Source organism: Shinella sp. M27, assembly GCF_049199905.1.
In the GTDB taxonomy this organism is placed as follows: domain Bacteria; phylum Pseudomonadota; class Alphaproteobacteria; order Rhizobiales; family Rhizobiaceae; genus Shinella.
Genome location: NZ_JBLZPK010000017.1, coordinates 21509 through 44094, shown reverse-complemented (window position 1 = coordinate 44094; position 22586 = coordinate 21509). Strand labels below are relative to the sequence as shown.

Annotated in this window: 23 protein-coding genes, 1 tRNA gene and 1 pseudogene; 19 read left to right on the top strand and 6 right to left on the bottom strand. The window is 59.9% G+C overall.

Annotated features, from left to right (window positions below):
• From ACOZK4_RS07285 to ACOZK4_RS07265, 5 genes are all read left to right on the top strand, one after another.
• Positions 1-1265, top strand: a 1265-nt coding sequence (locus tag ACOZK4_RS07285; protein WP_421591294.1) for a TrkH family potassium uptake protein, incomplete at its 5' end; no start/stop codon positions are given.
• Between the two features lie 52 nt (positions 1266-1317).
• Positions 1318-1896, top strand: coding sequence for a hypothetical protein (locus tag ACOZK4_RS07280; RefSeq protein WP_421591293.1), 579 nt, complete (start codon positions 1318-1320; stop codon positions 1894-1896).
• Between the two features lie 112 nt (positions 1897-2008).
• Positions 2009-2653: a DUF47 family protein gene (locus tag ACOZK4_RS07275; protein WP_421591292.1), complete on the top strand. Its 645-nt coding sequence runs from the start codon at positions 2009-2011 to the stop codon at positions 2651-2653.
• Positions 2653-3657, top strand: a complete 1005-nt coding sequence (locus ACOZK4_RS07270) for an inorganic phosphate transporter (protein ID WP_313528331.1) — start codon at positions 2653-2655, stop codon at positions 3655-3657. The genes ACOZK4_RS07275 and ACOZK4_RS07270 overlap by 1 nt, the downstream gene beginning before the upstream one ends.
• Positions 3658-3804: 147 nt before the next feature.
• Positions 3805-4110: a hypothetical protein gene (locus tag ACOZK4_RS07265; RefSeq protein ID WP_313528333.1), complete on the top strand. Its 306-nt coding sequence runs from the start codon at positions 3805-3807 to the stop codon at positions 4108-4110.
• A gap of 972 nt (positions 4111-5082) precedes the next feature.
• Here the strand turns inward: ACOZK4_RS07265 and ACOZK4_RS07260 are convergent.
• The 4 genes from ACOZK4_RS07260 to ACOZK4_RS07245 all read right to left on the bottom strand — a co-directional run bounded on the left by ACOZK4_RS07260 (position 5083) and on the right by ACOZK4_RS07245 (position 7156).
• Positions 5083-5583, bottom strand: a complete 501-nt coding sequence (locus ACOZK4_RS07260; RefSeq protein WP_421591289.1) for a hypothetical protein — start codon at positions 5581-5583, stop codon at positions 5083-5085.
• Positions 5580-5939, bottom strand: a complete 360-nt coding sequence (locus ACOZK4_RS07255) for a hypothetical protein (protein ID WP_421591287.1) — start codon at positions 5937-5939, stop codon at positions 5580-5582. Before ACOZK4_RS07255 ends, ACOZK4_RS07260 begins: the two co-directional genes overlap by 4 nt.
• Before the next feature lie 381 nt (positions 5940-6320).
• Complete coding sequence (locus tag ACOZK4_RS07250; protein WP_421591285.1) at positions 6321-6533, bottom strand: hypothetical protein; 213 nt, start codon at positions 6531-6533, stop codon at positions 6321-6323.
• Positions 6530-7156, bottom strand: a complete 627-nt coding sequence (locus ACOZK4_RS07245) for a hypothetical protein (protein WP_421591283.1) — start codon at positions 7154-7156, stop codon at positions 6530-6532. The genes ACOZK4_RS07250 and ACOZK4_RS07245 overlap by 4 nt, the downstream gene beginning before the upstream one ends.
• 310 nt (positions 7157-7466) lie before the next feature.
• Here ACOZK4_RS07245 and ACOZK4_RS07240 point away from each other — a divergent pair, with 310 nt between their 5' ends.
• The 4 genes and pseudogenes from ACOZK4_RS07240 (at position 7467) to ACOZK4_RS07225 (ending at position 10333) form a co-directional block, all read left to right on the top strand.
• Positions 7467-8903, top strand: a complete 1437-nt coding sequence (locus ACOZK4_RS07240) for a hypothetical protein (RefSeq protein WP_421591282.1) — start codon at positions 7467-7469, stop codon at positions 8901-8903.
• Positions 8904-9077: 174 nt separating this feature from the next.
• Positions 9078-9526: pseudogene (locus tag ACOZK4_RS07235) on the top strand (transposase); the annotation flags it as partial.
• A 412-nt stretch (positions 9527-9938) separates the two neighbouring features.
• Positions 9939-10166: a hypothetical protein gene (locus ACOZK4_RS07230; RefSeq protein WP_421591280.1), complete on the top strand. Its 228-nt coding sequence runs from the start codon at positions 9939-9941 to the stop codon at positions 10164-10166.
• A gap of 82 nt (positions 10167-10248) precedes the next feature.
• Positions 10249-10333: transfer RNA gene (locus ACOZK4_RS07225), tRNA-Leu, on the top strand.
• Positions 10334-10355: 22 nt separating this feature from the next.
• Here the strand turns inward: ACOZK4_RS07225 and ACOZK4_RS07220 are convergent.
• Together ACOZK4_RS07220 and wrbA are read right to left on the bottom strand one after the other, a co-directional pair.
• Entirely contained in the window at positions 10356-10769 is a 414-nt protein-coding gene (locus ACOZK4_RS07220; protein ID WP_421591279.1) for an NUDIX hydrolase, read from the bottom strand.
• A gap of 136 nt (positions 10770-10905) precedes the next feature.
• Positions 10906-11505 carry an NAD(P)H:quinone oxidoreductase type IV gene (gene wrbA, locus ACOZK4_RS07215; protein WP_421591277.1) on the bottom strand — a complete coding sequence of 200 codons (600 nt, stop codon included), beginning with the start codon at positions 11503-11505 and terminating at the stop codon, positions 10906-10908.
• 167 nt (positions 11506-11672) lie between these two features.
• Here wrbA and ACOZK4_RS07210 point away from each other — a divergent pair, with 167 nt between their 5' ends.
• From ACOZK4_RS07210 to ACOZK4_RS07165, 10 genes are all read left to right on the top strand, one after another.
• Positions 11673-12428 (top strand): competence/damage-inducible protein A, encoded by a 756-nt coding sequence (locus ACOZK4_RS07210; RefSeq protein WP_421591276.1) that lies wholly within the window; start codon positions 11673-11675, stop codon positions 12426-12428.
• A gap of 64 nt (positions 12429-12492) precedes the next feature.
• Positions 12493-13335, top strand: coding sequence for a universal stress protein (locus ACOZK4_RS07205; RefSeq protein WP_421591275.1), 843 nt, complete (start codon positions 12493-12495; stop codon positions 13333-13335).
• Positions 13336-13449: 114 nt separating this feature from the next.
• Positions 13450-13947 (top strand): xanthine phosphoribosyltransferase, encoded by a 498-nt coding sequence (gene gpt, locus ACOZK4_RS07200; RefSeq protein WP_421591274.1) that lies wholly within the window; start codon positions 13450-13452, stop codon positions 13945-13947.
• Positions 13948-14128: 181 nt separating this feature from the next.
• Positions 14129-14710: a hypothetical protein gene (locus ACOZK4_RS07195; RefSeq protein WP_421591273.1), complete on the top strand. Its 582-nt coding sequence runs from the start codon at positions 14129-14131 to the stop codon at positions 14708-14710.
• 622 nt (positions 14711-15332) lie between these two features.
• Positions 15333-19145 (top strand): vitamin B12-dependent ribonucleotide reductase, encoded by a 3813-nt coding sequence (locus tag ACOZK4_RS07190; RefSeq protein ID WP_421591272.1) that lies wholly within the window; start codon positions 15333-15335, stop codon positions 19143-19145.
• Between the two features lie 393 nt (positions 19146-19538).
• A complete protein-coding gene (locus ACOZK4_RS07185; protein ID WP_421591271.1) occupies positions 19539-19772 on the top strand; it encodes a hypothetical protein in 234 nt (77 codons plus the stop codon).
• A gap of 573 nt (positions 19773-20345) precedes the next feature.
• Positions 20346-21338 (top strand): endonuclease/exonuclease/phosphatase family protein, encoded by a 993-nt coding sequence (locus ACOZK4_RS07180; protein WP_421591270.1) that lies wholly within the window; start codon positions 20346-20348, stop codon positions 21336-21338.
• Between the two features lie 59 nt (positions 21339-21397).
• Positions 21398-21568 (top strand): hypothetical protein, encoded by a 171-nt coding sequence (locus ACOZK4_RS07175; RefSeq protein ID WP_199564261.1) that lies wholly within the window; start codon positions 21398-21400, stop codon positions 21566-21568.
• A gap of 33 nt (positions 21569-21601) precedes the next feature.
• On the top strand, positions 21602-22240 hold the full coding sequence (locus ACOZK4_RS07170; RefSeq protein WP_421591268.1) for an alpha/beta family hydrolase: 639 nt from the start codon (positions 21602-21604) through the stop codon (positions 22238-22240).
• Positions 22241-22341: 101 nt separating this feature from the next.
• Positions 22342-22518 carry a hypothetical protein gene (locus ACOZK4_RS07165; RefSeq protein WP_313528581.1) on the top strand — a complete coding sequence of 59 codons (177 nt, stop codon included), beginning with the start codon at positions 22342-22344 and terminating at the stop codon, positions 22516-22518.
• The last annotated feature ends 68 nt before the right edge of the window (positions 22519-22586 follow it).

Sequence of the window (22586 nt, the reverse complement as noted above, 5' to 3'; positions counted from 1 at the left end):
CGCCGCCCTTCAACAAGCGCATGGGCTTTCTCGTCGTCAACATGCTCTGGCTCTCGGGCAGCATCATCGGCGCCATCCCGCTTTGGCTGTCGTCGCTCGACCTCACCTTCTCGCAGGCGTTCTTCGAATCGGTCTCGGCGATCAGCACGACAGGCTCCACCGTAATCGTCGGCCTCGATCACGCGCCGCCCGGCGTCCTGATGTGGCGCTCGCTGCTGCACTGGCTCGGCGGTGTCGGAATTCTGGCGCTTGGTCTTTTTATCATGCCGTACCTTCGCGTCGGCGGCATGTCCTTCTTCAAGCTCGAATCCTCCGATACGGCCGACAAGCCCTTCGCCCGCATCGCGAGCTATACGCGCGCCTTCCTCGCCATCTATGTCGCGATCACGCTGATCTGCGCCATCGTCTATGCCGCGCTCGGCATGAGCCGCTTCGATGCGCTGAACCATGCCATGTCGACCGTCGCGACGGGCGGGCTTTCCACCCACGACGCCTCCTTCGGCTATTTCAAGAGCCTGCCTTTGCTCTGGGCCGCCACCTTCTTCATGACGCTGTCGAGCCTGCCCTTCTCGGTGCTCATCCTCTTCGTCGTGCGCGGGCGCATCGATGCCTGGCGCGATCCGCAGATCCGCGTCTTCCTCGGCTATCTCGCCCTCTTCGCCATCGCAGCCAGCGTCTTCCAGCGCCTGCAGAACGGCGTCGATTTCCACGAAGCGCTGGCGCATTCCTTCTTCACCGTCTCCTCGATCCTCTCGACGACCGGCTTTGCCAGCGACGACTATACCCAATGGGGCCATTTCATCGTGGCGCTCGCCTTCGTCGCCACCTTCATGGGCGGCTGCTCCGGCTCGACGGCGGGCGGCCTGAAGGCCTATCGCCTCATCATCCTCTTCAATTTCATCCGCACCGGCCTCTACCGCCTGATCTATCCCGACGGCATCCATGCCGTGCGCTACGGGCCGATGACCGTCGATGTCGACCTCCAGCGCAGCGTCTTCCTGTTTTTCATCACCTATGTGGCGCTCTCGGCGTTCGGCGCAATCCTGCTCAGCCTCATGGGCTATGATGTGTTGACGGCGCTTTCCGCAGCCGCGACGTCGCTTTCCAATGTTGGTCCCGGTGTCACGCAGGCGATCGGCCCGGCCGGTTCCTTTGCCGGCTTCCACGATGCGGCCCTCTATCTGCTGTCGTTCCTGATGCTGCTCGGGCGCCTGGAAATCCTCACGGTCCTCGTCATATTAACCCCACTCTTCTGGAAGAGTTGACTGTTGTCACGCTTCTTCGCATCCTGCGGCCATCGGGCTGGAGGTTGAGTGTATGGTCGTGTCGAAGTCCCTGTTGCGCATGCTCTTTGTCGCTGCGCTGATACCGGCGTCCGCCCTCGCCGGCCCGCTTGCCGATGCGGCGAAGAAAGCGGAGGAACAGGCCGCCGCCGGTGATACGGTCGGCGCGCACAACACGATCCGCGATGCCTACGGCGCCTTTGCCGCCACGCTCCCCTTCTCCATCGGCAAGGCCGTCTTCGTCTCGACCCCGCCCGAGGGATACGGCATGTTCACGGCGCGGCCCGAATCGAGCTTCAAGGTCGGCGAAGCCTTGATCTCCTATGTCGAACCCGTCGGCCTGACTTGGCGGCCAGGCAAGGACGGTGCATTGGAATCGCACTTCACCGTCGATCTGGAACTTCTCGATCCAAAGGGCACGGTGCTGGCCGAGCAGAAGGCCTTCGGCTCCTTCGACTTCAAGGGAACCGTGCGCAACCAGGAAATCTTCGCCAAGCTGACGCTGAATCTGAGCGGCCCACCCGCCGGCGACTATGTGCTGCGCTACCGCTTCCGCGATGCCGCAAGCGGTGCCGTCGCCATCAGCGAGCAGCCGTTCAAGATCGTCCAATAGGCGTTTACCGAACACCAAGAGAATTGTGACAAGCGGCGAATCAGCGCTTTCCAGCGCGTGCTTGCTCAATTATGACAGCCGCATGACAACCCCAGCCACGTAAGGGGCATCCATGCTTTCGCTGTTTCGCAAACTCATGCCGCGTGAAGACCGTTTCTTCGATCTCTTCGAGCAGCATTCCCGTACCGTCGTCGGTGCCGCCGAGGCCCTGCAGGCGCTTCTGGCCGGCGGGCCGGATATGGAAAAACACTGCGACCGCATCGTCGCGCTGGAAAACGAGGCCGACGCCATCACGGCCGAAGTCCTGCTCGCCGTGCGCCGCAGCTTCATCACGCCCTTCGACCGCGGCGACATCAAGGACCTGATCCAGTCGATGGATGACGCCATCGACATGATGCACAAGATGGTCAAGACCATCCGCCTCTACGAGCAGACGAGCTTCCAGCCCGGCATGCAGGAAATGGGCGCCACCGTCGTCAAGGCCGCGCATCTCATCGCCGAGGCCATCCCGCTGCTCGACAAGGTCGGCGTGCATGCCGACCGCCTCAGTGCGATCGCCCAGGAAGTCACCCGCGTCGAAGGCCGTTCCGACGAGCTGCACGACCAGGGCGTGAAGGCCCTCTTCAAGGAATTCGGCAAAACCGACCCGATGGCCTATATCATCGGCAGCGAGATCTATGCCGAACTCGAAAAGGTCGTCGACCGCTTCGAGGACGTGGCGGACGAAATCAGCGGTATCGTGATCGAGAACGTCTGATGGACGCGACCCTCGCCCTTCCGCTGCTGATCGCGCTTGTCGGTATCGCGCTGCTGTTCGATTTCCTGAACGGCCTGCACGATGCGGCAAACTCGATCGCCACGATCGTCTCGACGCGCGTGCTGCGCCCGCAATATGCGGTGATGTGGGCGGCGTTCTTCAACTTCATCGCCTTCCTGTTCTTCGGCCTTCATGTCGCCGAAACGCTCGGCAAGGGCATCATCGATCCCGGCATCGTCAGCCCGCTCGTCATCTTCGCGGCGCTGATGGGCGCGATCATCTGGAACGTCGTCACCTGGATCTTCGGCATCCCCTCGAGTTCCTCGCATGCCCTGATCGGCGGTCTCGTCGGTGCCGGCCTTGCGAAGACCGGCTTCAGCGCGGTCGTCTGGAGCGGCCTCATCAAGACGGCGAGCGCCATATTCCTGTCGCCGATGATCGGCTTCTTTCTGGCGCTGGTCCTCGTGCTCATCGTCTCCTGGCTCTTCGTGCGCCAGACGCCGTTTGCCGTCGACCGCACCTTCCGCGTCATGCAGTTCATCTCCGCATCGCTCTATTCGCTGGGCCACGGCGGCAACGATGCGCAGAAGACGATGGGCATCATCGCCGTGCTGCTCTATTCGCAGGGCTATCTCGGCGGCGAATTCTACGTGCCCTTCTGGGTCGTCATCTCCTGCCAGGCCGCCATGGCGCTAGGCACACTGATGGGCGGCTGGCGTATCGTGCACACGATGGGCTCGAAGATCACCCGCCTCAACCCGATGCAGGGTTTTTGCGCGGAGACCGGTGGCGCGCTCACCCTCTTCGGCGCCACCTGGCTCGGCATCCCGGTCTCCACGACCCACACGATCACCGGCGCCATCATCGGCGTGGGGGCGGCCCGCCGCGTCTCCGCCGTGCGCTGGGGCCTTGCCGGCAACATCGTCTGGGCCTGGATCATCACGCTGCCCTCGGCCGCGGCGATTTCGGCGCTGTTCTTCCTCGTGTTCAACGCCTTCGGCTGAACCTTTCGCCTTGGGGGATGAAAATCCCCCAAGGCAATGACACGGATTTCCGGTCTGCTGCTCGAGCATGCGGATTGACGAACCGGTGCAGTCCGGTAAATCAGAGTTTGCGAAACCACGCGCTCCCGAGAATTTGCACTGGACCCCATGAACGACAAAGTTTTCGACACGCTGACCGGCATGTACTTCACCGTCGATGATCCCGATGGCAGCTACGGCACCGGCCAGGTCATCCGCCTCGCCGCCGAAGGCATCTACTTCATCCGCTATGACGGCAACGAGGTGACGCTGCCCATGGAGCTCGTCTCCATCGGCGAAATGCTCGAAACCACCGACGACGAATTCAAGCTCTGGCGCTTCTTCGACACGATCGAGGAACGCGACACCTGGATCGAATGGCTCGACGCCCCCTCCAAGCCGCGCGTCATCTCGCTGGTGAAGCCGAGCAAGTAAGGGTCCCGCGATTTTCGTCGAGGTGGTCACGACACCACCTTGACGTCAGAACGCAAGTGCCTGAAAAGCAACGCATGCGGACGTGGCGAAACTGGTAGACGCAAGAGACTTAAAATCACACAAGCGTGTTGATTTCGTTGCATGTTACTCGCAAACGCCTTCGCTGTAAGCTATCGAAATCGATAGAACAAAATGAGATTTGCAAAACGCTTTTGTCGCGTTTGAGCGTCCTGTCGCCCCTTGACTCTTCCTCCTCGCCGCCTCATCTCCGCGCCATGACAGAACGCCCATGGAAGCGAAAATACCGCTGGGTGCTGACCGTACTCAACCTCGAGAAAGAGGACTGGTCGGCGTTCCACGATGGCTTCTATATAGGCCGGGTGTCGAGGGAAAGACGAGCCTGAAGCGCGGCACGTTCATGTGGAGCGGCGGGTGTTCGGAGTGGGGAACGTTCCGTACGGCCGATGCCCGATACCGGTCGCACCGTGGAAGCCTGGGAAGCGGCTAAGGCCGTCGAGGACTGGTACAACGAGGGGCTGACGCGAAGCGGAGAGCGCCCGGCGATAGTGGCGCGGAACATAGGGCCGCTAGATGCGGATGGCCTACCGCGGCGGCTGAGGGAAAGCTGACCCTTGAACGCAAAAAAGCCCCCGACCATCCACGAAGGACAGGCGGGGGCTTTTGCATTTCGATATGTTTCAGGTGGAAGGGTTAAACTTCTCCAAAGCGCGCTTCACCAGACCGAGCCCCCACCAAGAGCAGAACGCCCCCACGGCTCCAGATCCAACGCCCAAATCCCATCCGGGGGGATTGAGGTATGGGCAACAAGCCAAGGGGCGATAAACGGAGCAGACACCCATCCGACTATGAGCGCGGTTATGGATCGCTGGAAGAACCCCTTCTTGGTCTTAGGCGGGATGAATACGAGGGCTAGGAGCGTCCCAACGGTTTTAGCTATCGCGCTTTCTGCGATCATGCGCGGTGCCACGGAGGCGCTTTTCTAGGCGCCCTAAGAGCCAGACGAGGAACACCGCCACCACGAACCCGATGCCGAAAAGCTCTGGACGGTCCATGGCGAGCAATCCTGTCTTGGATGCCCACGCCCGAGATCATGATGAATGCCAACGCATTTATAATTTCGAGAAGTGAGGCATAGAGGATATTGGTGTCGAGCCACCCGGCCAGACGGATGACGCTTGAAAAGACCGAGACAAGGAACAATCGGTAGAGCCAGATTTCCCACCGTTCTCTGGCGGCATGGTAGACGATGAGGCAAACCACGCAGTCGCAAAACATGGTGACGAAGGAATGGAAGCGATGGGCTTCATGGCCGATCGCATCCCATGTCATGGACGAGACGAGGTAGGACCACGCTATGGTGGCAATCCATAGTCGAGCCCACGGCACGTCCCATGAGACCATGACGGCGAATACCGCCATGGTCGCGAGGGTGATGGAGTAAGGGTTGATCATCGGCCACCCCCGCCGAAAACTACCACCCCGCCGGTCCTCTTGACGAACGGGACGCCGCCGACGGTCGACACCGAGCCAAGGTCAACCTCATTGTCGATGGCAAGCTGCGTGCCGGACTGGTGAAGCTCTGCGAGCGATTCGGCCGCTGCTGCGATCTGGCCGGCAACTGTGCGAGCCTGCGCCAGCATCCGCTTGGCCTCGAGCGCGTCGGTGAAGAAGCCGTTCTTCACGGCGTCCTCTACGACCTTTGCGTAGGCGTTGGCCTGCTTCAGAGCCGCAGCTAGGTACTTGTCGCCCAGCGCTTGGGCCTTCACGCCGCGTTCAACAATGGCGGTTTTCGTTGCGGTATCGGTCATGTCACTTCCTTTCTCACCAGCAGTGTTTTCGCTCGCCGGCTCTGTCGTTGCCAATCACACGCTCTGCCGCCGGCCGATCAGCCTGGAGCAGGGCAATCGTTCCTGCCGGCGATAGGTTCGCGCGGACAAATGAGGAGCAGCTTAAGAGACTCGCACTCTGGCACGCCGCCAAGGTAAGAGCGGCAGAGATCGTAATCAGACATGCGCTGAATTTTGGCATCGTCGCCCTTCCTTTCGAGTTCCTGCCGTTGCGCTTCAACCGCCTGTTCGGCCACAAGCCTCGCCCTAGCCTCAGAGCGAGCCGCTGGCAGAGATACGAGAAAGACGGTCACAGCGCCGAGAAGCGCCCAGCAGCCAGCTTGAGGCCGTCAAAGAGCCCGATCATTTCTCCACCGGGGGCTGGGGAGATGCGAGGCCCGTCGGACCATCCCGCAGGACGTTGACCGCGATCTTCAGCAGACCGAGAACCCCGACCACTTTGAGCGCGGTCTGGTCAGACATGAAAGGCGTCCAGTCGAAGGTCTCAAGCGCCGGGATGACAACCAACGCAACATTCAGAAAATTGTGCAGGAGGTTTGTATTGAAGAACTTCATGTCTTCGGTACCTTGAAGATGCTGAAGATGAGGGCGAGCAGCGCCGAAAGCCAGTTGCCGGAGGGGGCTGGGCCTTGTGCGATCTGGCCTGAAGGGGTGATTCCCAAATCTGTATTTTCGGGGCTCAACACACTGGGTTCAGAGGCTTTAGGGGTGATCGCCAAGCCGGCTAGTTTTCCAGTATAGCCCGCGTCACGAAGCGCCTTTTCGAACGCCTTGGCATATGTAGCGATCATCGCACCGTTGCCGGCCGTGTCGCAGTTCACGATGGCGCGGGAGGCGTAATATTTGTATTCGGGAACACCAGAGTTCCGGATGACGAGATAGTCGTAATCCGACAGCTTCTTGCCGGTGAAGAGACCTTTCTCCATGCCGTCGAATGTGGCGCGCACGGAGGTCTTTAGGTCAAGCGCCGACTGCTTGGTGAGGCCGAGCTTGTCATAGTTCGCCTTATGGGTGATCTGAATGAGCCCCCTGCCAAACCAGCCGTCGCGCCAGTATGGGGTTTTGACCCATGTCAGTTGCCCCTTGGCAAAAGCCGTGTCGAGGCGCTTGATGACTGTGGCATCGGACGGGTTCCTGTCCTTGCTATTTGCATAGACAGTTTCCTTCACAGGCTGCATCTGCCCACCGGTCTCGTGGTAACCTCAGACAGGATAGCCGCTAGATGGAAGATCGAGGTCCCTCGCCTTTCGGCCTCATCAGGAATGGCCTCTACGCCCTGTACCTGGAGCTGAGACGGGGACGTGCCGAAAACGCCGGACGCACGCTGGCGCACCGACGTATAAAATGCGCTACGGTTCATGATTGATTTCCTAGATTGACAAAAGCTTAGGGCTCTGACCCTTGATGGTTCCCAGCCCCTCAGCTAGGACGTGAAAAAATAGAACGGCGCCGACTGCCAATATTTTTAGGTTAGCGAGGGGGATGATATTGACTGCAGCCTTGGAACGCTCAGCCGGAGGATATTCCCCTTTTCACGGAATATCGCCAGCAGACTACGACCGCGTAAAGAAGTCACTTGCTACCCCGAAGGACCTGATTGCGGCGCCTCCTGTGGTATGCAACTTCGAAACTTGGAATGGCAGCTTAAGTGATCGCCGACTAGACGTGGTTACCGAAGGCCTCACGTTCGAATGCTTCGGCACACCAAGAGAGGCAAAGAAACTCTTCATTTTCCCGAGTTCAGCGGGGCGTAAAGATACCAGAACAGCATTCCATCGGGTGGGCTGGCACTCTTGGTTCGACGGGATCTGTTTCAATATTGAAGATCCAACGTACAAGGCGCTTAATCTTGCGGGGGTGCCAGGGTGGTTCTTTGGGACAAAAGAAATTCACGCGCTTCCTCTCGTCCTAAAGTTAATTCGAAAGGTTCAACACCACTACGGCATACCCGATCAAGACGTTCATTTTATAGGGAGCTCCTCAGGCGGATTTGCTTCCTTGTGGTTGGCGAATGAGATGAGTGGCGCGACGGCGATGGTCGGGAACCCTCAATTTTACGCTACAAGATACTCGACAGCAGGTCGTTATCGCGAATTGTTCGACATTGACTTGGGTTCTCCGGAGTTTTACGGGCGAATTAATCTTGATCATATCCGCCTTGATGGCGCGTCACGCTTTCTTATCGTGACAAACTCGAAGTCTAAAATAGATTTTAAGGATCAGGTTCCGTTCTTTCTCAAGGCGAAGAATATTCAGCCACTTAAATACGGACTTAATGAGTGTGGAAGTTTAAGCTTTTATTGCAAGAGTTCAGATAACCGAGGGCCTATTGACCCACATAACGTTCTGGAAGACTCAAAGCAAGCGCGAACACTTTTAGATATATTTACATCGAGCCTGCCTTTCGAGACAAAAGCTACTATAATGGACATGCTGCACGAGATGGACTACACGCGGCAGGACCTGTCGGATAAGCGATTTTTTGCGCATCAGTGGCACTCCCTGACAAGGGAATGGGATTTACCTCTTATGCTTGAACCATCGTTGATAGAGAAGAATTCGGCGCGCTTTCCTTTTGTCGCGGATCCGTCAATCTATTTCGAATTGAAAATCGCACCAAAGGGCGCGCAAATCGAAATTTCACTCAGAACGGCAGATTTAGACAAGACCTCGAAATTCGAAGCATTGGCCAATACAGGGGTAGGAACCCTACAGCAGATTAAAGATGTAACGTCGATTGACATGGGCAAACACCCAATAGCCAAAGCGCGGCAGGAATTGGCGGCGGCTGTCAACAACGTGGGTTCTCTCATTGAGAAAGAGCCCATTGCCCCACCAATCCCGCCGAATCTCCTTACGAAAATAACGACATTCATCGCCAACTTTTGCCGCACAGAACAGCGCCGAGAAGAGCAGCATAGATAGTCGCTCATATCCGGATACGATACGAATCGCCGCCCGCCACCTTCGCTAATGGACGTTGCCAGTGCGCGGTCACAATTCAGGAGAAGTAGAGTGAACAAAGAGATTGCTGCTGACCTTGCCCCGTTGAAATAATCCATTTTGAAGTAAGCTCTGGCCCATTGAGAGGACCAGAGAATGAAGCGCACACGTTTCCCGGACGAACAGATTATCGGCATTCTGAAGGAGCACGAGGCCGGCACGCCGGTCTCGGAACTTTGCCGCAAGTACGGCGTCAGCGATGCCAGCATCTATAAATGGAAGGCCAAGTTCGGCGGCATGGACGTGTCGGAAGCCAAACGGCTTAAGACGCTGGAGGACGAGAACACGAAGCTAAAGCGGCTTCTGGCAGATGCGATGCTCGACAATGCTGCTTTGAAAGACCTTTTGGGAAAGGAGTGGTGACGCCCGCAGCAAGGCGGAAAGCTGTCGCGCATCTGGTGGACCAACATCGGATGAGCGAACGGCGGGCGTGTAAAGCCATGGGCTTTTGCCGAATGACGATCCGCGACGAAACAAGACGCAGCGATGACCATGACCTTCGCGAGCAGATGAAGTGGCTGGCGCATGAGCGCCGTCGCTTTGGATAGGCCAAGACATCGCGGACAAGGAGCTGCATTTCAGCATTGTAGTCGGCGATCTGGCTTCCATCGGGCGTGATGTCGTTCAGGCCGAACGTAATGATCGTCATGTGAGGGACGCCATACGCGGCGTTATCAATCACCGCGCGGCGATAGTTCGCCCTCGCCCAACCGTCTGCGAGGCGCCGGCCGGAGTACCCGGCGTTCCAGACATTGATGTTGTTGTTGCCGAACATCGCGCGAAGAAGCGCCTGCGACTTTGCCGGCCAAGCGTTCGGAGCGGTCGAGGCATAATTTGTCGTACCGACCGCGTTCCCATCTAAGGATCGCACTTCGCGCTCGATGTCCTCCGAAGACAGGTTCTCATATGCATTCGGGGCAGAGCACGGTGTCGTGTTCAAGGAGCCTCAGGAAGGCGATGGAAGGCGACAGCGTTGAGCGCATCGCCCAGAACTTCCATAGCGACGGCGACCCGCACACCGCTCCGTGGGGAAAGCAAAAGAGCAGCTATCGTGGGACCGTTCGCAAAACAGTCCGGACCATGATCGAAGCCATGGGGGTGCACTACACCCGGCACGTGGAGAACGAGGCGAAAGTCGTCCAGGCGTTCAACCGGAAAAGGAAGTCGCAAGAGGAACAGCGATAGAACGTCGTTTTGCAAAACAGAGAGAACTTGTTGCAAAACATCCTCTTGACGTTTCCACCTAAGCGCCTGAAAAGCAACGCATGCGGGCGTGGCGAAACTGGTAGACGCAAGAGACTTAAAATCTCTCGGCCTTGGCTGTGCGGGTTCGATCCCCGCCGCCCGCACCAACAGCGTTTCAAAGCTGCCGCGCTATTCCATTTCTGCAAGATAGTGACGCAGACGATCCTTCAGATGGCTGACGACCTGCGGATGCGTCAGGAAATAGTCGATCGACATGATCTCCCAGCGCTGGCCTTCCTCGCCGAAGACGATGTCCCCGAAGCCACCGGTGAGCTGCGCGACGTGAAAATAGGTTCCGGGTGCCTCGGGCGTCTGGCCGGGATAGTAACGTTCCCACACGATCGAATCGGGATCGATCGAAATGCCGAACTCTTCGCGGGTTTCTCGGATGGCGCATTCAATCGGCGTCTCGTCTTGCTCCCGCCCGCCGCCCGGCAGATCCCACCAGCCCGGAAACGGGATTTCGGCCTTTTCATCCCTGAGATAGGCAATCAGCCGGTCCTCGCAGATGAGCGCGATTTTCGCCCCCTTGAAATGAGCCATGCGGCACCTCCTTGCCAGGAGAAAACTATAGGCGATTCGTGAGTTTCCCGAGGCGATCGGCGGTGGAGATAAACAAAAAGGGCGCGGCCCCTGACGCTGGCCGCACCCTCTTTTTCAGCGACGTCTCAGGAGAACGTCAGGCCGAAAGCTTTGCCGCGATCTTGGCGACGTGGGCGCCCTGGAAGCGGGCGGCGTCCAGTTCGACCTGCGAGGGCTGGCGCGAGCCGTCGCCGTCGGTGATCGTGGAGGCGCCGTAGGGCGAGCCGCCCTTGATCTCGTCAACGCCCATCTGGCCCTGGAAAGCATAGGGCAGGCCGGCGACGACGAGGCCGTGGTGCAGCAGGGTCGGGATGAAGCCGAGGATGGTCGATTCTTGGCCACCATGCTGGGTGGCGGACGACGTGAAGACCGAGCCGACCTTACCGACCAGCTTGCCGGCAGCCCACAGGCCGCCGGTCTGATCCCAGAAATTGCGCATCTGCGAGGCGACCGTGCCGAAGCGCGTGCCGGCGCCGACAATGATTGCGTCGTAGTCGGCCAGTTCGTCTACTTTGGCGATCTCGGCCTTCTGGTCCATCTTGTAGTAGGAAGCCTTAGCGACCTCTTCCGATACCAGTTCCGGAACGCGCTTGACGGTCACGTCTGCGCCGGCAGACTTTGCGCCTTCCGCTACGGCATAGGCCATCGTTTCGATATGGCCATAGGCCGAATAATAGAGGACCAGTACTTTCGCCATCGTCGTCTCCTGTTCGAAAAGGCTTTCCGCTTGATCGCGGCGTCGGCTTGGATGTAGCACTTTGGAGGAGCGGCGTCAGAAGCTGCCCGGTCGACAGACTGTTCACCCCTCATTGACAATGCCTGCCCGATCGGTCGGCATTTCCGTACCAAATCCAGGAAGCACCCATGAGTTCCTCTGAGATCGCCACCGCCGCCATGCTTGCCATCGGCGACGAACTTCTTTCCGGGCGCACCAAGGACAAGAATATCGGCCAGCTTGCCGACATGCTCTTCCTCGCCGGCATCGATCTCAAGGAAGTGCGCATCGTCGGCGACGAGGAGGACGATATCGTCGAGGCGCTGAATGCACTGCGCGCCCGCTACACCTATGTCTTCACGTCCGGCGGAATCGGCCCGACCCATGACGACATCACGGCGGATGCGATCTCGAAAGCCTTCGGCGTGCCCTGCCTGCACGATCCGCTCGCCATGCAACTGCTCGGCGCGATGTACGAGAAGCGCGGCGTGGAGTTCAACGAAGCGCGCCAGCGCATGGCGCGCATGCCGGAGGGTTCCGTGCATATCGAAAATGCCGTTTCCACGGCACCGGGTTTCCATATTGGTAATGTCTATGTAATGGCGGGCGTGCCGCAGGTCTTTACCGCCATGCTCGGCACCGTCGTGCCGCAGCTTGCGGGCGGCAAGCCGATGCTCTCGCGTTCCGTCGCCTCGCCCTTCGGCGAAGGCGATATCGGCAGCGCGCTCGCCGCGATCCAGAAGAACCATCCGGAGACCAGTATCGGCTCCTATCCGCGCTTTTCGGAAAACCGGTTTTCGACGGAAATCGTCATCCGCAGCCGGACGGAAGCGCCCGCGGAAGCCGCCGAACGTGATATCATGGCGATGATCGCCGAAATCGCCGCGGCCAAGGCCGCGTCTTGATCCTAATCAAGGCTTTCCGGTCTCGGCGAGGGGATGCTGACGCAGAACCAGACAGGAGGCCGAAATGACCTACAAGACCATCGTGGCGGTGCTGAGTGCTGCCGAGGACGCCGGGAAAGTCACGGATCACGCGCTGGCGCTGGCGCGCCGCACGGGTGGACATGTCATCGGCATCCATGCGGAAACACCTGTCGTCGTGACGCTGATCGCGCCGATGGAGTATCCGGATCCGAACGCCGTGCTCCAGCTCCAGGAGCGCGCCCGCGAACAATCCCGGACCGTCGAGCAGGCGTTCCGCTCGCGCTGCGAGCGCGACGACATCTCCTATGAGTGGCGGCTCTTTACGGGATCTGCCGGCTATGCCTCGGCCGGCGTCATCGACAGCGCGCGCTCTGCCGATATCGTGCTTGCCGGCCAGTTCGATCCCGATCTGGACGGCCCTGCCCGCGAGGATATCGAGGACCTGCTCTATGAGAGTGGCCGCCCCGTCTACCTCGTCTCCAACGCGCCGGCCGGCCCCGAGCCGGTCGACCGGGTGCTGCTCGCCTGGAACGGCTCGCGCGAAGCGACGCGCGCCGCCTTCGACGCCCTGCCCTTCCTGACGGCGGCCAAGGAGGTCGAGATCTTCACCATCGATCCGCCCGACAACAGCATGCAGTCGGCCGACTATTGCGGGGCGGAACTCGCCGCCACGCTTGCCCGTCACGGCATCAAGATTTCCGTCGCATCGGGCTCGTCGGCGCATCACTCGGTCGCTGAAACGCTGAACCGTCGCGCCACGGAAATCGACGCCGGCCTCATCGTCATGGGCGCCTACAGCCATTCGCGGCTGCGCCAGCGCCTGTTCGGCGGTGTCACCAGCGCCATGATGCGCGGCGCGCGCGCGCCGGTTCTGATGTCGCGGTAAGGCGACTTGCCTGTGGATCGCCCGGTCTCCATAGCCGGGCGATCATTTTCTTGACGGGCGAAGTGCATTAGAGAGAAGGAATCTTCTTTTTTCCCGCCTATCAGGAGTCCCGTCATGTCGCTGCCCGACAAAGCCTTCCCCGTATCCTGGGACCAGTTCCACCGCGACGCGCGCGCGCTCGCATGGCGCCTGGCGGATGGCGACCGCGAATGGAGGGCGATCGTCTGCATCACGCGCGGCGGCCTCGTGCCGGCGGCCGTCATCTCGCGCGAGCTGAACATCCGTCTCATCGAGACGGTCTGCGTCGCCTCCTACCATGACTATGTCTCGCAGGGCGACATGCATGTCCTGAAGGGCATTGCACCCGAACTGAGCCAGAACGGCGGCGAAGGCATTCTCATCGTCGACGACCTCACCGACACCGGCAAGACCGCCGCCCAGGTGCGCGCCATGCTGCCGAAGGCGCATTTCGCCGCCGTCTATGCCAAACCGAAGGGCCGCCCGCTGGTCGATACCTTCGTCACCGAAGTCAGCCAGGACACCTGGATCTATTTCCCCTGGGATATGGGCTTCACCTACCAGGAGCCGATCGCCAAGGGCGCGCGCGGCTGACGTGCCGGCAGGCTGCGGCGAACCGATCGAGAGTTGCGCCGCAACGTGTTGATTTGACGAATTTTCGTAAAAAGCCGGCGGAAGGCGCGCGTCCCTCCGCCGGCTTAATCTTTCCGCAATGCCTGCAAAAGATAGTCCTTATGTTCGCCGATCGGATCGGTGATGGGAGGCGCGGACAGTCATGCCCTATCGATGGCCGGCATTGGCGGCGGCCCTTATTATCACCCTACTCCCGGCCGGGCCGGCGGGCGCGCAGCAGGATATCCGCATCACCGCCGTCGCCGACTATGTCGAGGCCAATGTGCGCCCCTGGCTGACCGAGCCTGCTATCATCAACGCGGTCATCGCCCAAAACGCTCTTCATTCCCGTCTGAACCAGGCGGAAATCCAGGATCTCGATGCACGCTGGCGCGCCGAGCTCTTGAGTGCGAAACGGCCGCTGATCGACGCAACGCTCTCCAACCCGCTTTCGCTTTACCTGAAAGGCCGGCAGCGCGCGGCCGAGGGCCTGATTACCGAAATCTTCGTGATGGACAATCGCGGCCTCAATGTCGGCCAGAGCGACATCACCACCGACTACTGGCAGGGCGACGAAGCCAAATGGCTGAAGAGCTTTGGCGCCGGCCTCGTGCACATCGAGGAGGCGGAGCGGGACGAATCGACCCAGCTCATGCAGTCGCAGGCAAGCCTGCCCATCCGCGATCCCAGCAACGGCGAGATCATCGGCGCCGTCACCGTCGGCGTCAATCTGGACGCGCTCTGACGCGGCGGGAGGGAATCACTTTATCCACGGATCACAAGTTCCGCCGCATGGCTATTGCTTGAAGTCGGGGTGTCAAAAAAACCCGCATTTTCACCTGTGATTTTTTTCGCTTTTCCACAGCGGCATGTCCCGCCACCTCACCTTTCGCCCGGAAGCCGCTGATTTTTCAGGCATCCCGCGCTGTCCCCATTTTCCACAGGCAGCAGGCACAACATATAGGGTTCAAACTTCGTTCACAAACCAGCCCTTGACGGGAATCGGGCTGATGAGGTTAATGAAATCCAAGTTGCGGCGGCGGCTGAACCGTATTGTTACGAGGTCGGTTCTCATCATGAAATCGCGTTCCCATGCGCATGTGGCCGGGTGGATGATCCGCTCGCTGCACGAGGGTTTTTGCGCAGGATTTCCTGAAACGTCATCGCGATCCGTGGGACTGGAAAAAAGAAGCTGTTGATACTATATTTAGTGTTTGCAGCTAAACTCACCGCAAGATACAGGATCCCGTAATCAATCGGGTTTCACGCACGGACTGAGAATTTGAGCTGGCTGCATGTCATTGCGGCCGGTCGGGGATAATTGCGCCCTGTTTTGAAGGCAGGCTGCGGCACAAAGGACAACGGACATGCGCATAGAACGTCGTTTCACCAAACCCGGCCAGTCGGCCTATGCGGAAATCGAATTCCGCAAGGCGACCAGTGAAATCAAGAACCCGGATGGTTCCATCGTCTTCCGTCTCGCCGATATCGACGTACCCGCACAGTTCTCCCAGGTCGCCGCCGACATCCTCGCCCAGAAATATTTCCGCAAGGCCGGCGTGCCCGCGCGCCTGAAAAAGGTCGAAGAAAACGACGTTCCCTCCTTCCTGTGGCGTTCCGTGCCCGACACCGACGCCCTGGCCAAGCTGCCCGAGGGTGAGCGCTTCGGCTCGGAAACCGATGCCCGCCAGGTCTTCGACCGCCTCGCCGGCACTTGGACCTACTGGGGCTGGAAGGGCAAGTATTTCGCATCTGAAGAAGACGCTGCTGCCTTCAAGGACGAGCTTGCCTATATGCTCGCCACCCAGCGCGTCGCCCCGAATTCGCCGCAGTGGTTCAACACCGGCCTGCACTGGGCCTATGGCATCGACGGCCCCGGCCAGGGCCACTTCTATGTCGACCCCTTCACCGGCAAGCTGACCAAGTCCAAGTCGTCCTACGAACATCCCCAGCCGCATGCCTGCTTCATCCAGTCGGTCGAAGACGATCTCGTCAACGAAAACGGCATCATGGACCTGTGGGTGCGTGAAGCCCGCCTGTTCAAGTATGGCTCCGGTACCGGCTCCAACTTCTCCTATCTGCGCGGCGAAGGCGAAAAGCTTTCGGGCGGCGGCCGTTCCTCCGGCCTGATGAGCTTCCTGAAGATCGGCGACCGCGCGGCCGGCGCCATCAAGTCGGGCGGCACGACGCGCCGCGCGGCCAAGATGGTCGTGGTCGACATCGACCATCCGGATATCGAGGCCTACATCAACTGGAAGGTCAAGGAAGAGCAGAAGGTGGCGGCCCTCGTCACCGGCTCGAAGATCGTCGCCAATCACCTCAAGGCCATCATGAAGGCCTGCGTCAATTGCTCGGCCGAAGGCGACCGTTGCTACGACCCGGCGGAAAACCCGGCCCTCAAGCGCGAAATCCGCGCTGCCAAGAAGAGCCAGGTTCCGGAAAACTACATCAAGCGCGTCATCCAGTTCGCCAGACAGGGCTACAAGGACCTCGAGTTCAAGACCTACGACACGGACTGGGATTCGGAAGCCTACCTCACCGTCTCCGGCCAGAACTCCAACAACTCCGTCTCGCTGAAGGACGATTTCCTTCGCGCCGTCGAGAACGACGGTGACTGGAACCTGACCGCCCGCAAGGACGGCAAGGTCATGAAGACGCTGAAGGCCCGTGACCTCTGGGAGCAGATCTCCTACGCCGCCTGGGCATCGGCCGATCCGGGCCTGCACTTCAACACGACGATGAACGACTGGCACACCTCGCCGGCCGAAGGCCCGATCCGCGCGTCCAACCCGTGCTCGGAATACATGTTCCTCGACGACACCGCCTGCAACCTCGCCTCGCTGAACCTGCTTCAGTTCAAGGATGCGGCCACGAAGAACATCAACATCGCCGACTACGAACATGCTGTCCGCCTGTGGACCGTCGTGCTCGAAGTCTCCGTGATGATGGCGCAGTTCCCCTCGCGCCAGATCGCCGAGCGCTCCTACGAATACCGCACGCTCGGCCTCGGCTACGCCAATATCGGCGGCCTGCTGATGTCCTCCGGCATCCCCTACGACTCGACGGAAGGCCGCGCCATCGCCGGCGCGCTCACCGCGATCATGACGGGCGTCTCCTACGCAACATCTGCCGAAATGGCGAGCGAGCTCGGCCCGTTCCCGAATTTCGAGCCGAACCGCGACAACATGCTGCGCGTCATGCGCAACCACCGCCGCGCCGCCTATGGCGAGACCACCGGCTATGAGGCTCTCTCGGTCAATCCGGTCGCCCTCATTCATGACGAGTGCCCGGACCAGACCCTGATCGTCCACGCCAAGGCCGCCTGGGACAAGGCCGTCGCGCTCGGCGAAAAGCACGGCTACCGCAACGCCCAGACGACCGTGATTGCGCCGACCGGCACGATCGGTCTCGTCATGGACTGCGACACGACCGGCATCGAGCCCGACTTCGCGCTGGTGAAGTTCAAGAAGCTCGCCGGCGGCGGCTACTTCAAGATCATCAACCGCGCCGTTCCCGAAGCCCTGCGCACGCTCGGCTATTCGGAAAGCCAGATCGCCGAGATCGAGGCCTATGCCGTCGGCCATGGCAACTTCAACCAGGCACCGGCCGTCAACCCCGGCTCGCTGAAGGCCAAGGGCTTCACCGACGAGAAGATCGAGGCCGTCAGCGCCGGTCTCAAGGCAGCCTTCGACATCAAGTTCGCCTTCAACCAGTGGACGCTCGGCGCCGACTTCCTGAAGGATGTGCTGAAGGTTTCGGACGCGCAGCTCTCCGACATGTCCTTCAACCTGCTGGAGCATATCGGCTTCACGAAGAAGGAGATCGAGGCCGCCAACATACACGTCTGCGGTGCGATGACGCTGGAAGGCGCGCCCTTCCTCAAGGCCGAACACCTGGCCGTCTTCGATTGCGCCAATCCCTGCGGCAAGATCGGCAAGCGTTACCTCTCGGTCGAAAGCCACATCCGCATGATGGCGGCGGCCCAGCCGTTCATCTCGGGCGCGATTTCCAAGACGATCAACATGCCGAACGAGGCGACCGTCGAGGATTGCAAGAACGCCTACATGCTCTCCTGGAAACTCGCGCTGAAGGCCAACGCTCTCTACCGCGACGGCTCCAAGCTCTCGCAGCCGCTTAACGCCTCGCTGATCGAGGACGAAGAGGACGAGGACGATGCCATCGAGGCGCTGGTCGCAGCCCCCGCTGCCGCCCAGGCCGTCACGGTCACCGAAAAGATCATCGAGAAGATCATCGAGCGTGTTTCGCGCGACCGCGAAAAGCTGCCGAACCGCCGCCAGGGTTACACCCAGAAGGCTGTCGTCGGCGGCCACAAGGTCTATCTGCGCACCGGCGAATTCGGTGACGGCCGCCTCGGCGAGATCTTCATCGACATGCACAAGGAAGGGGCCGCCTTCCGTGCGATGATGAACAACTTCGCCATCGCCATCTCGCTGGGTCTGCAATACGGCGTGCCGCTCGAAGAATATGTGGAGGCCTTCACCTTCACCAAGTTCGAGCCGGCCGGCATGGTTCAGGGCAACGACGCGATCAAGAACGCCACGTCGATCCTCGACTACGTCTTCCGCGAACTTGCCGTCTCCTATCTTGGCCGCCATGACCTCGCGCATGTCGACCAGTCGGACTTCTCCAACACTGCACTCGGCAAGGGCATCCAGGAAGGCAAGACCAATCCGTTCTCGACCGGCTGGACGCGCGGCCACAAGCCGACGCTCATCCAGGGCGGCCAGACCGAGCGTCAGCTCTCCGAGCCGAAGGGTGCGGCCACCGCCGCTCCCGCCAAGGCAGCCTCGAGCGGCAACGTGACGGCCTTCGCCGGCAACGCCGCCCGCAAGCTGGAGCCGACCGTCGCAGCCAGCACCCACGAAATCGTCGCCTTCAAGCGCGATTACGAGGAGCGCGCCGCCGAACTGGCCGAGGAAGTGGCCGACGACGCTGCCGAGGAAGCCGAAGGCATCACCGCCCTCTTCTCCGACAAGGCCGCCGCCGAAGCCGCAAGCGCCAAGGCCGACGCCAAGAAGATCGAAAACGAACGCCGCATGCGCTCCATCGCGCAGGGCTACACGGGCAACATGTGCTCGGAGTGCCAGAACTTCACGATGGTGCGGAATGGCACCTGTGAGAAGTGCGATACCTGCGGCGCAACGAGCGGGTGCAGCTGAGGCACTTCAAGCCGTCTTGTGATTTGAATGATACCCCGGCATTCGGCCGGGGTATTTTTTTGAGATTTTCGTGCCTTTGAAGCACAAAACACACTGAATATTTTAAGCAACGAGCAGGACTACAATCATTTAAGATGAGCGAGGTCGGTATCCTACCGACGCTGAGTGCTGACCGTCCAAGTGCTCTCAGAAGGATAGCATTCATTAATGCCGTATCAGAGACTCATATCGCAATGGAGCTTTGATGCATCTCCGCTCTACGGTGGAGTTCGTCGATTGCGAGCATTTGAGTGCTTCCCCTCAATAGGGCACCCAAAAGAAAAACAATCCTTAAAGTTGCAACAACATAAAAATATGTAATACTAATTACTGTCACGAATCGGGAGATTGGCAATGGGTCAGGTAACACCGTTTTCGAATGATAATGAGAATATGGACGCTGATGAATATGTCGCGATGTCACATCTCGCGGCAATCAAAAAGAAACTTGGCCTACGTTACAAAATGGTTCCCTATCTTGTTGACATGTTGGTTCAGGAAATCAGCGAAGGAGCAAAAGAAAACACAAAAAGAACGGCTCACGACCCCTTTTTTAAGGATGCAGCTACGTTAGATTTTTCGGTATAATCTATAACGTATTCACGAATTATCTGAAGTCCTTGCGATGGAGGGACTTTCAAAGCCTTTAATTTACTTGCAACCTGACGCATATTCCCGATGAGCTCTGGGTCAATCTTTTCATCACGCTCTGCCATCGATTCGATCCTTCGACTGTCCGTCCATTTGACGTAACGTAAATTGCAAACAGACGTATCTCAAGATATCTGTCTTTGGCCGCGCTCTACAATTTAGGTTTTTAATAAAATACAATAGGGATAAATCGATCCATACAGGCTTGTCGAACACAAAAGCTTATATGGGCACTCGATACACGATTAGGTGCCGCCTATGTTGGATTAGTCAGGACCGGGGCGAACTTAAATTGAGTCTTTGTACGATCCATTGATACCTCGCTCAATTGATAGCATCGCAAAGACCTAGCAGCACTAAGTTGATTTTCTAGGAGACAACTGACTGTCTCCGCACTGTGCGTCGGCGTGGCACCTTGTCATTGCAGCGCATGGATGCACAGGCTACATGCTAGCCTCCCGTTACGGGAATCGTGCTGAACCGAATTCCGTGATGCAGAGGGAACAGTCGATGCTGACAGCGCCGCGCCGGGGGCCGATTGCCATGGCTTACCGCGTCCTCGTCCTGCCGGGCGTCCTCGCCTATCTCTTCGCCGTCAGCATCGTCGTGCTTGCCGCCGATCGGTTCTGGCTGGTCGATCTGCTCACCTTCGCCTGGCCCTATGCGGTGGCATCGGGTGTGCTGCTGGTCGTTGCGGCGCTCGTCACGCGACGGGTGAAGGCGATCGTGATCGCGCTTGCCGGCCTTGCCGTCGCCCTCATTCCCGCCTTCGACGTGCCAACCGCCCGCCCCTCCACGGCCGGCGGCGGCCTGAAGGTGCTGACCGCCAATCTCTTCGTGCAGAACCCGGAAGATCCCGCCGTTTTCATCGATCTGCTGCGGCGGGAAAAACCCGATATCGTCGTTTTGCAGGAGACGACGGGACGATGGGCGGCTGCTCTTTCCGAAGCCGGCCTCTTTCGCTACGAGAGCGGGGCGGAGGCCTTGTCGCGCGACAGTATCAAGGTCTATTCCACCTTGCCGATCCGCGCGGAAACCGAGCTGAAGCGCGCCTTCACCGAGCCGAAGGCCTACAAGCAGCCGCTGCGGCTCGAGCTCGACATGCGCGGCAAGCCACTCTTCCTCTATGCCTTCCATCCCGAGACCCCGCGGCGGCTTTGGCAGTGGCGCGACCGCAACGCCTATCTTTCCGCCGCGGCCGATGCGGTGAAGGGCGATCTCCAGCGCGCGCCCGTCATCGTTGCGGGTGATTGGAACACGCCGACCTGGTCGCCGTTCTATCGCAGCTTCCTGCGCCAGGCCGGCCTCGCCTCCACCGAAGGCGGCTGGCTGCAGCCGGTCACGCGCTTCAGCCTGAAGCTCGACTGGCTCGCCTATATCGGCGCCACGATCGACCATGTCGCCGTTTCGCCCGACATTTCGGTGCGCAGCCACCGCGTCGGCCCGGCTTTCGGCTCGAACCACCTGCCCGTCATCGTCGAACTTGCCATGCCAGAGACCTGACCTCTCGCCCTTTGCGAAAAACTCCCTATCTTTCAGGGGAAACAACCCGGGATAAAACAATGGCCACGGAAAAGGACAGCCCGAAAGCCTCGCTCGAAAAGGAGCGCGCCCAGCAGCAGGACAAGGCCGCAAAGGCGGAACAGGACGATTATCTCGAAGAGGCGCTGGAAGAGACATTTCCCGCCAGCGATCCGATCGCGCCCGGCGAGGTGAAGGACCATGCCAAGTGAAGCGATCGCCGGCCCGACGGATATGACGACGGAATGAACCAGCCTTTCCTGTTCGATGGCCCTGAGGATGGGCCCGTCACCCTGCTGCTCGCCCATGGCAGCGGCGCGCCGATGGATTCGGCGGCGATGAATGCCGCGGCCACCGCGCTCGCTGCCGAAGGCTTGCGGATCGCCCGCTTCGAGTTCTCCTATATGGCCGCACGCCGGATCGATGGCAGCCGCAAGCCACCGCCAAAGGCGGAGACGCTGAACCCGGAATTCCAAGCCGCCGTCGCAGCGCTCGGCGCCAGGGGGCCGCTGGTGATCGGCGGCAAGTCGATGGGCGGGCGTGTGGCCAGTATGGTGGCGGACACGCTTCATGCGGACGGCAAAGCCGCAGGCCTTCTCTGCCTCGGCTATCCTTTCCACCCGCCGGAAAAGCCGGCGCAGCTGCGCACCGCTCATCTGATGGACCTGAAGGTGCCGACGCTGATCTGCCAGGGCACGCGCGATCCTTTTGGAACGAAGGACGAGGTGCCGGGTTACGGCCTGCCGGAGCGTATTCGCATTCTCTGGCTGGAGGACGGCGATCACGACCTGAAACCGCGCAAAAGCCTCTCCGGCTTTTCCGCCGCCGACCACCTCGCCACCATGGCAAAGACGGTCAAGGTTTGGACGCAGACGCTGCGCTAAAACCCTGTTCCGTGCGGAACAGCGCGCAAAATCCCGTCATGCGAAGGTCCGGTCACTGGATGCAACGAGCCATCCGCAACCGACCCCGAAGGGAACAGACCATGCGCAACATCCTCCTCATCGCCGCCGTTGCCCTTGCATCGGTCTCCTCTTTCGCCGCCCCCTCGCAGGCCGGCTCCTACAGCTACGGCTACCAGCCGCACTGCTTCGTCAAGAAGGTGACGTCCTACGATTATTACGGCAACCTGATCATCAAACACGTCCGCGTCTGCCGCTGAGCGGAGCCCCTCGACAGGGGTTGTTCGACGCGCGGCTCCCGCCGGCACGACGGCCTCACGGACGGACC

Excerpts from the sequence above, each read along its gene's own strand:
- ACOZK4_RS07280 (WP_421591293.1), top strand. The coding sequence starts at position 1,318 with ATGGTCGTGTCGAAGTCCCTGTTGCGCATGCTCTTTGTCGCTGCGCTG.
- ACOZK4_RS07275 (WP_421591292.1), top strand. The coding sequence starts at position 2,009 with ATGCTTTCGCTGTTTCGCAAACTCATGCCGCGTGAAGACCGTTTCTTC.
- ACOZK4_RS07270 (WP_313528331.1), top strand. The coding sequence starts at position 2,653 with ATGGACGCGACCCTCGCCCTTCCGCTGCTGATCGCGCTTGTCGGTATC.
- ACOZK4_RS07265 (WP_313528333.1), top strand. The coding sequence starts at position 3,805 with ATGAACGACAAAGTTTTCGACACGCTGACCGGCATGTACTTCACCGTC.
- ACOZK4_RS07260 (WP_421591289.1), bottom strand. The coding sequence starts at position 5,583 with ATGATCAACCCTTACTCCATCACCCTCGCGACCATGGCGGTATTCGCC.
- ACOZK4_RS07255 (WP_421591287.1), bottom strand. The coding sequence starts at position 5,939 with ATGACCGATACCGCAACGAAAACCGCCATTGTTGAACGCGGCGTGAAG.
- ACOZK4_RS07250 (WP_421591285.1), bottom strand. The coding sequence starts at position 6,533 with ATGAAGTTCTTCAATACAAACCTCCTGCACAATTTTCTGAATGTTGCG.
- ACOZK4_RS07245 (WP_421591283.1), bottom strand. The coding sequence starts at position 7,156 with ATGCAGCCTGTGAAGGAAACTGTCTATGCAAATAGCAAGGACAGGAAC.
- ACOZK4_RS07230 (WP_421591280.1), top strand. The coding sequence starts at position 9,939 with ATGGAAGGCGACAGCGTTGAGCGCATCGCCCAGAACTTCCATAGCGAC.
- ACOZK4_RS07220 (WP_421591279.1), bottom strand. The coding sequence starts at position 10,769 with ATGGCTCATTTCAAGGGGGCGAAAATCGCGCTCATCTGCGAGGACCGG.
- wrbA (WP_421591277.1), bottom strand. The coding sequence starts at position 11,505 with ATGGCGAAAGTACTGGTCCTCTATTATTCGGCCTATGGCCATATCGAA.
- ACOZK4_RS07210 (WP_421591276.1), top strand. The coding sequence starts at position 11,673 with ATGAGTTCCTCTGAGATCGCCACCGCCGCCATGCTTGCCATCGGCGAC.
- ACOZK4_RS07205 (WP_421591275.1), top strand. The coding sequence starts at position 12,493 with ATGACCTACAAGACCATCGTGGCGGTGCTGAGTGCTGCCGAGGACGCC.
- gpt (WP_421591274.1), top strand. The coding sequence starts at position 13,450 with ATGTCGCTGCCCGACAAAGCCTTCCCCGTATCCTGGGACCAGTTCCAC.
- ACOZK4_RS07195 (WP_421591273.1), top strand. The coding sequence starts at position 14,129 with ATGCCCTATCGATGGCCGGCATTGGCGGCGGCCCTTATTATCACCCTA.
- ACOZK4_RS07190 (WP_421591272.1), top strand. The coding sequence starts at position 15,333 with ATGCGCATAGAACGTCGTTTCACCAAACCCGGCCAGTCGGCCTATGCG.
- ACOZK4_RS07185 (WP_421591271.1), top strand. The coding sequence starts at position 19,539 with ATGGGTCAGGTAACACCGTTTTCGAATGATAATGAGAATATGGACGCT.
- ACOZK4_RS07180 (WP_421591270.1), top strand. The coding sequence starts at position 20,346 with ATGCTGACAGCGCCGCGCCGGGGGCCGATTGCCATGGCTTACCGCGTC.
- ACOZK4_RS07175 (WP_199564261.1), top strand. The coding sequence starts at position 21,398 with ATGGCCACGGAAAAGGACAGCCCGAAAGCCTCGCTCGAAAAGGAGCGC.
- ACOZK4_RS07170 (WP_421591268.1), top strand. The coding sequence starts at position 21,602 with ATGAACCAGCCTTTCCTGTTCGATGGCCCTGAGGATGGGCCCGTCACC.
- ACOZK4_RS07165 (WP_313528581.1), top strand. The coding sequence starts at position 22,342 with ATGCGCAACATCCTCCTCATCGCCGCCGTTGCCCTTGCATCGGTCTCC.